Consider the following 6,188-nt stretch of genomic DNA (forward strand, 5'->3'; position numbering starts at 1 on the left):
TGCATAAACAGATAACTGAGATCACCGGTGCTAATGTCTTCTTTGCCAGGCCTTATCACTCATGGGAGCGTGGTTTAAATGAACACAGTAACGGACTTATCCGCCGTTTTTACCCAAAAGGAACGGATTTCAACTCAGTCACGGACAACGAGATTGCAGAACTTGAGCACATACTTAATACTCGGGGACGAAAATCGTTGGGCTATTTTTCTCCAAATGAAGTATTTTTAGCTCATCTAATGGCTGCATAACGTTTTATGGGTTTGTTGCGTTTCGACTGGGAATGGGCCGTTGAGGCTATGGCAGATCATACAAGTAATCAGAGAGTAAACAACTTGAAAACGTTACGCCCGCGTAGGCACGAGATAGATTTTTTTATTGCCGATGAGATAGAGCTTTCCAGCTTTAGGGATGAGATGGCAAGTATGGAGCATCCTTTTTTTGCCCTTAAAGGGGGCGACACGAATGATAGGGAATATCGACAAGGAAATGTTAGCCTTACTATAAAACCTAACTCGGCAGGTATAGCGACTGTTTTTGACAAGGATGTTTGGATATATGCGATATCTAAATTGCAGGATGCACTGAATAACAACGAGCCAATCAGTAGGACTGTTTGTTTTACGCCTTATGATTTTTTTGTCACAACTAATAGAACAATTAGCGGTAGAACTTATCAAGAGTTAGAAAAAGCATTGGATAGGCTATCAGGGACAAGAATTACAACAAATATTATCTACTCTGATGATAAACAGGAATCAACAGGTTTTGGTCTTATCGATAGCTGGCGTATAGTCGAAGAAAAAAAAGGTAAGTTGGATATTGGTATGGTGGAAGTAACCTTACCTGATTGGCTTTATAAGGCATTGCATAAGAAGAAAGTATTGAAAATTAGCCATGATTACTTCCGTATCAGAAAAGCGATAGATCGGCGTATCTATGAAATTGCTCGTAAACATTGTGGTAATCAGAGAGAGTTTAATATTTCTTTTGAAAAACTGCATTTGAAAACGGGTAGTACAGCGAATAAAGCAGAGTTTAAAAGAATGTTAAAAAATTTGGCTAAAGCTAACGACTTACCCGATTACAGTATTTGTTACGATGCCAAAGTAGATTTGGTGATTTTTAATAATCGCAATTTGACACCGGAGCAGGAAGAGAAAGAGCAGCAACGGGAAAAAGGTAAGAAAGAAATTTACAAATTAAAAAATTCACTGGCAGAAAAAAGAGCTAGGAAATGAGTAAACTATCCAATCACGATGCTTTGTTTAAGAAATTCCTCGGTGATATCACGATTGCAAGGGATTTCCTGCAAATTCATTTACCGGAAAAACTTCGTCAATTGTGTGATTTTAGTACGCTGACGATGGAATCCGGCAGCTTTATTGAGCCAGACCTGCGTAGCCAGTGCTCTGATATGCTCTATTCGGTGCAGACGACTACGGGAGTTGGGTATATCTATACTCTCATCGAGCACCAGAGCCGCCCGGAAAAGCTGATGGCGTTCAGGCTTCTAAGATATGCGGTTGCCGCCATGCAGCGCCATCTTGAGCAGGGTAACGACACCTTGCCGGTAGTGATACCACTGCTGTTTTATCAGGGTAAAATCTCGCCTTATCCATACAGTACTCATTGGCTGGATTGTTTTGCTGATCCGGAACTGGCAAAGTCTGTCTATATGCAGGCGTTTCCACTGGTTGACGTTACGGCCATCCCGGACGAGGAGATTGTCACACATCGACATGTTGCCCTGATGGAGCTGGTGATGAAGCATATCCGTACCCGCGATATGCTAGAGTTAAGTCATGAGATCGTATCCTTGCTCAATCAGTGGGTATTGCAGCCTGAGCTATTTCGAGGATTAATATGTTATATTGTAGAACGAGGAAATACTTCTGATGCAAAGCAATTTTTGCACCAGATTGCGGAAAGAGCAACTGATTATCGGGAGGTGGTGATGACCATTGCAGAGCAGCTGCGGCAAGAGGGCGAGAAACTTGGTGAACAGCGTGGCATTGAAAAAGGCATCTTGAAAGGTCGTCAAGAGGGTATTCATCTTGGTGAACAGAGAGGCATTGAAAAAGGTAGGCAGGAATCTGCCAGAACCATAGCGCGCCAGCTTTTAGCCAACGGCGTTGATCGGGCCATTGTCAAGATGTCTACTGGGTTGTCTGATGCTGAGATTAATGCGCTGATGGATTAATCGATGTCGAGTAATACTATTTTACCTCGCTCATTTTATGAGCGTGATACGCTTTGTGTGGCAAAGGATTTGTTGGGAAAAGTTTTAAAATTTTCTAACTATTATGGTGTTATCAACGAAGTGAAAGCCTATATAGGGCAGGATGATCCGGCCTGTCATGCCGCGAGAGGCTGTACGCCACGAACAGCAGTCATGTTTGGTGCTGCCGGGTTTTCCTATGTTTATCTTATTTACGGCATGTACCATTGTCTGAATATTGTGACCGAACGTGAAGGATTTCCGGCGGCGGTTTTAATTCGAGGAATTGATTTATACAAACCAACCGTTCTTTCTTTGGATGGGCCGGGTAAACTCTGCAAAAATTTAAATATCACGAAAAATAATAACCAGATTGATTTAACACAATCGCATGATTTTTGTGTTTACGATTCGACGGCTAAACCAGAATATATGGAGACGCCAAGAATAGGAATAAAAATTGGTACTGACAAATTATGGCGTTTTAAGTCAATGTAAACACTGTTAAGTGTTACCATTAATATGCACCCACATCCATTAATATATCCTTGCCGATTTTCCTCTCAGTCGCTACAATAGGGTTGTTATCTACAAATGGATAACCGGGATGATCAACCCGTTAATCTTACTGGCGGCAAATGACGCAGCCAAGCGTCTTTTTTTACGCCTAAGCATACCTAATAACAATGGTGGCTCAGGTGGGGCATCCGTAAGGATGGCCGGTGTCCAGTAAGGCCGGTATTGATCACCTCGCCTGGGCTACCACCAATGAGATGATCAACTCAGGTGGTAGCGAAAACCAGCTACTTACTGAGGTTGCTATCATGGCTACTACCCCACTTAAAGCTCGCCCTAAAAATCTGCATCCCATTTTCTGTAAGCGTGTCTGTAACGCCAGACCCGCCATCCTCGCTAAATTTGCGCGCATTTCACGCAATTTGACGCCGCGACAACGCGTATCCCTTCTGAAAATAGGGGGTATCGCATGAACATCCCCATCAACCAATTTTGCCAAAGTCTCACGATCCCCTGCGGCTTTACTGATGCGCAATCTGAGGTTTATACCAATGCCGCAATGATGGATATTCTGGGAATGACAGTGGAATCTTCTCAAGTACTGGATGTTTTTCATGAATACGAAGAGGTTATGCGCGATAAGAAATTACCGTTATCGATGCTGAGTACGTTACCCGCTGGTTATAAAAAACCGCCTCAACCGTTGCGATTTGATTTTTTTCCGAGATTCGATGAAAAGAACGTTTATCAAGGAGTATTTTTTTATGCTCAGCCGTTCCTATTTTTGTCGCTGCTTGAATATATCGAATGTGAGACCCCTTATCGGGTTATGATGTCTCAACCCAATGAGATGTTTACCGCCAGAGAATCGGACATCTTGTTCCTTGCTTTACAGCGATTAACCTGCAAGGAGATTGCTAAGTGGTTAGATATTGCAATTAAAACCGTCGAAGTGCATTTAAATAATATTTATAGAAAAGCGGAAGTGCACCATGCGCATCAGCTTAGGCAATTTTGCCAAGAAAACAGGATAAATCATTATATTCCTCCCCAACTACTGCCTTCTGGTTGTCAGGTAATTAGCGTTTAAGACTCGTCGTCAGGGCGATGTGCTCTGACGTTACGCTAACTGAATAGGGGGAATAATGAAGTATTTTCGGATTGAAGATTTTACACCTTACTCAGAACTTTTTCCAAAGCTCTCTAAGAGAGAAATTGAGATTTTATCACTTTTTAGAGTTGGGTTAACAAGGAGTGAAATAGCGTTAAAACTAAATATTAGTGTAAGTACGATAGATAATCATTTGAACAGCGCAATGCATAAGTACGAACTTAATTCCTCTTCTGAATTAAAGGCATTATTTAATTTTATTATTCAAGATGCTTTTATTAAGTTAATCGCCTTTATGTGACTTTAATAAGAAAACACTCTGCAATTTAGTCAAAAATTTTTGGAGTGTTATTTTAAATAACATTGATTTTATCTTATTGATAAATATGAATTTTATTTGTTTTTATTTTTAAGTTATTGATTTTTATATTTTTATTTTTATGGAAAAACGGAGGTTCCCTCCATACCCCGACCTGATTTTTTAAGTCATCATCTTCCCTCGCCCAGGTTTTCCGGGCGACCTGATACTGAAAACATCCAGTGTTGGTAGAGGTGCCTGTTATCTGAATAGTTGCGCCTGCTCTTTAACAAATCAGTATCGGCGATCCGCAGTATGGCGGAAAACGATATAGTCATGCTGCATGATTAGTCATTTCGCCGCTAAAAAATTAGCGACGGAATAACGGGTTGATCGCCGGTAGCCTTGATTTTTACGCTCAAGGCGGAGCTTATAACGCTTTCTGGCTGACGTATGCCGACACAGGTGTACACCACGTTAAGTGGTTTCAGGATTGGCATGTTTTAACGTGTTTAACACTTAAGCCACTTTTGCGGGAGAATAATAGATGAACGCTCGTCAACGTTGCCGTGAGCGTCGTCAAATGCGCTATCGTGAACAGTGCAAAAAAGACGATGAAATACGGTTATTAAGACTCAGTATTCTACGGGGATATGAGACCCGTCCAACCGAAGACATTATTGATGAACTATGGGGGATAACATCCACGAAAAAACAAAAAGAGGACACCATGAATACGCTGGTTAATTTCATTGCCATTTTGAAAATGGGGTTAAACAAAACTGAAAAACAACAAAAAGACAGCATCACCAACCGCTGTTTGCCACAAACATATCTTATGCGCTGAAATGCCGCTAATCACCTTTTATTTAAGGAATAATAATGTTTAAACAACTTTCCAGAAAGGGAAAGAACATTTATGTGGGCGCTATATTGCGTGACCGTCTGGATAAACTAGTGCTCGATATCGGTCATTATATTGGGCGTCCCGTCACTGTCGCTGAATTTATTCATTATATCATTGAACGCCATGGTGATGAAGCCAAAGATAATTTAAAACGTATTTTATGTACGGAGGAGGAGAGAGAAAGACCAAAAAAAAGATAACTGCATACTGTTTTTAATTTTCCATCCCTCAACTATTTTTATTCAATGAGAAACTCACGATGAGAAAACCAACTTACAACGTGTATGTCACGCAGGAGAGCCAGCCTGATCAAAATGGCGATAAAAGCACGTACTGGACAAAAGTCGGTGTGGCTTTTGCTCACAACAGTAAACCGGGCGTCAATATCGTTCTGACACCCGGCATAGCCGTTTCGGGAAAGCTGGTGTTGTTAGAGCCGAAAGAAGAAGGCGCATCGCCGCAAAATCAACCAACGGGCTAATGGTAATGCGCTTTTTCAGAGGCAGCTTATGCTTTCAACTACCGCTTTTCTTGCGCTGGCGATGCAGTGTGCAACGACAGTACATCCCGACACAGCGCTTGACATTGCACGGGTAGAGTCCGGTTTTAATCCCTACGCCATTGCTGAAATTATTCCACAAGCGGAACGCAAGCCCGGTAACAACGGCGTTATTTCTCACTATCCTAAAAGCAAAGACGAAGCTCTCAGCATCATTGACCGGATTGAGAAGAAAAAGCGTCGTTATTCGGTTGGGTTGATGCAGATAACCAGCACCAATTTTAACCGTTATGGGATGAGCGCCCGTGATTTATTGATTCCTTAAGCGTGTTGCTTAATAGTGAAATAAGGGTGTTTCGGTGATTGAAGTAAATTTTACGCTGTTCTGAGATGGAAATTCCAAAGACCTGCGCTAAGGAGTAAGAAGGTATCATCAATAAAGGGTCTACGATTCCGTAAAATTTGGGTCATGCAACCGAGGCGCTTGATACCCGCGATGGCGTGTTCAACTGTAATACGGATGCCCGAGATTATTTTATTTTCTTGTTTTTGTTCAGGCGATAAAGGTCTTTTTCGAGTTCCTTTTTTTGGGATTTGTGTATTAGGATGCTGTTTATCTATACCTTGAAAACCGGT

Annotated in this window: 12 protein-coding genes and 1 pseudogene; 12 read left to right on the forward strand and 1 reads right to left on the reverse strand. The window is 41.6% G+C overall.

Annotated features, from left to right (window positions below; all coding sequences use genetic code 11):
* From CBG25_RS08780 to CBG25_RS08835, 12 genes and pseudogenes are all read left to right on the forward strand, one after another.
* Nucleotides 1-251: IS30 family transposase (locus tag CBG25_RS08780; protein WP_290603699.1), on the forward strand; the 251-nt coding region annotated here is incomplete at its 5' end.
* 48 nt (nt 252-299) lie between these two features.
* A complete protein-coding gene (locus CBG25_RS08785; protein ID WP_290606080.1) occupies nt 300-1,241 on the forward strand; it encodes a replication initiator protein A in 942 nt (313 codons plus the stop codon).
* Nucleotides 1,238-2,203 carry an Rpn family recombination-promoting nuclease/putative transposase gene (locus CBG25_RS08790; RefSeq protein WP_290606082.1) on the forward strand — a complete coding sequence of 322 codons (966 nt, stop codon included), beginning with the start codon at nt 1,238-1,240 and terminating at the stop codon, nt 2,201-2,203. The genes CBG25_RS08785 and CBG25_RS08790 overlap by 4 nt, the downstream gene beginning before the upstream one ends.
* A 3-nt stretch (nt 2,204-2,206) precedes the next feature.
* Nucleotides 2,207-2,719 carry a DNA-3-methyladenine glycosylase gene (locus CBG25_RS08795; protein WP_290606084.1) on the forward strand — a complete coding sequence of 171 codons (513 nt, stop codon included), beginning with the start codon at nt 2,207-2,209 and terminating at the stop codon, nt 2,717-2,719.
* Nucleotides 2,720-2,828: 109 nt separating this feature from the next.
* On the forward strand, nt 2,829-2,954 hold the full coding sequence (locus CBG25_RS08800; RefSeq protein WP_290606086.1) for a hypothetical protein: 126 nt from the start codon (nt 2,829-2,831) through the stop codon (nt 2,952-2,954).
* Entirely contained in the window at nt 2,944-3,210 is a 267-nt protein-coding gene (locus CBG25_RS08805; protein ID WP_290606088.1) for a hypothetical protein, read from the forward strand. The genes CBG25_RS08800 and CBG25_RS08805 overlap by 11 nt, the downstream gene beginning before the upstream one ends.
* Nucleotides 3,207-3,827 carry a helix-turn-helix transcriptional regulator gene (locus CBG25_RS08810; protein WP_290606090.1) on the forward strand — a complete coding sequence of 207 codons (621 nt, stop codon included), beginning with the start codon at nt 3,207-3,209 and terminating at the stop codon, nt 3,825-3,827. Before CBG25_RS08805 ends, CBG25_RS08810 begins: the two co-directional genes overlap by 4 nt.
* Nucleotides 3,828-3,882: 55 nt before the next feature.
* Entirely contained in the window at nt 3,883-4,149 is a 267-nt protein-coding gene (locus CBG25_RS08815; protein WP_290606092.1) for a helix-turn-helix transcriptional regulator, read from the forward strand.
* Between the two features lie 544 nt (nt 4,150-4,693).
* Entirely contained in the window at nt 4,694-4,993 is a 300-nt protein-coding gene (locus CBG25_RS08820) for a hypothetical protein (RefSeq protein WP_290606094.1), read from the forward strand.
* A 35-nt stretch (nt 4,994-5,028) separates the two neighbouring features.
* Complete coding sequence (locus tag CBG25_RS08825; RefSeq protein ID WP_290606096.1) at nt 5,029-5,253, forward strand: hypothetical protein; 225 nt, start codon at nt 5,029-5,031, stop codon at nt 5,251-5,253.
* Between the two features lie 59 nt (nt 5,254-5,312).
* Nucleotides 5,313-5,534 (forward strand): hypothetical protein, encoded by a 222-nt coding sequence (locus CBG25_RS08830; protein ID WP_290606098.1) that lies wholly within the window; start codon nt 5,313-5,315, stop codon nt 5,532-5,534.
* A 28-nt stretch (nt 5,535-5,562) separates the two neighbouring features.
* A pseudogene (locus CBG25_RS08835) lies at nt 5,563-5,865 on the forward strand (transglycosylase SLT domain-containing protein); the annotation flags it as partial.
* Nucleotides 5,866-5,927: 62 nt separating this feature from the next.
* On the opposite strand, the gene CBG25_RS08840 reads toward CBG25_RS08835, so the two are convergent.
* A partial coding sequence (locus tag CBG25_RS08840) for a transposase family protein (protein WP_290606100.1) occupies nt 5,928-6,188 on the reverse strand: 261 nt, incomplete at its 5' end.

It is taken from the genome of Arsenophonus sp. ENCA, from assembly GCF_002287155.1.
Lineage (GTDB): Bacteria > Pseudomonadota > Gammaproteobacteria > Enterobacterales > Enterobacteriaceae > Arsenophonus > Arsenophonus nilaparvatae.

What these genes read in the sequence shown, in the direction of transcription:
- CBG25_RS08830 (WP_290606098.1), top strand. Translation starts at nt 5,313, where the DNA reads ATGAGAAAACCAACTTACAACGTGTATGTCACGCAGGAGAGCCAGCCT.
- CBG25_RS08795 (WP_290606084.1), top strand. Translation starts at nt 2,207, where the DNA reads ATGTCGAGTAATACTATTTTACCTCGCTCATTTTATGAGCGTGATACG.
- CBG25_RS08820 (WP_290606094.1), top strand. Translation starts at nt 4,694, where the DNA reads ATGAACGCTCGTCAACGTTGCCGTGAGCGTCGTCAAATGCGCTATCGT.
- CBG25_RS08815 (WP_290606092.1), top strand. Translation starts at nt 3,883, where the DNA reads ATGAAGTATTTTCGGATTGAAGATTTTACACCTTACTCAGAACTTTTT.
- CBG25_RS08825 (WP_290606096.1), top strand. Translation starts at nt 5,029, where the DNA reads ATGTTTAAACAACTTTCCAGAAAGGGAAAGAACATTTATGTGGGCGCT.
- CBG25_RS08800 (WP_290606086.1), top strand. Translation starts at nt 2,829, where the DNA reads ATGATCAACCCGTTAATCTTACTGGCGGCAAATGACGCAGCCAAGCGT.
- CBG25_RS08790 (WP_290606082.1), top strand. Translation starts at nt 1,238, where the DNA reads ATGAGTAAACTATCCAATCACGATGCTTTGTTTAAGAAATTCCTCGGT.
- CBG25_RS08810 (WP_290606090.1), top strand. Translation starts at nt 3,207, where the DNA reads ATGAACATCCCCATCAACCAATTTTGCCAAAGTCTCACGATCCCCTGC.
- CBG25_RS08785 (WP_290606080.1), top strand. Translation starts at nt 300, where the DNA reads ATGGCAGATCATACAAGTAATCAGAGAGTAAACAACTTGAAAACGTTA.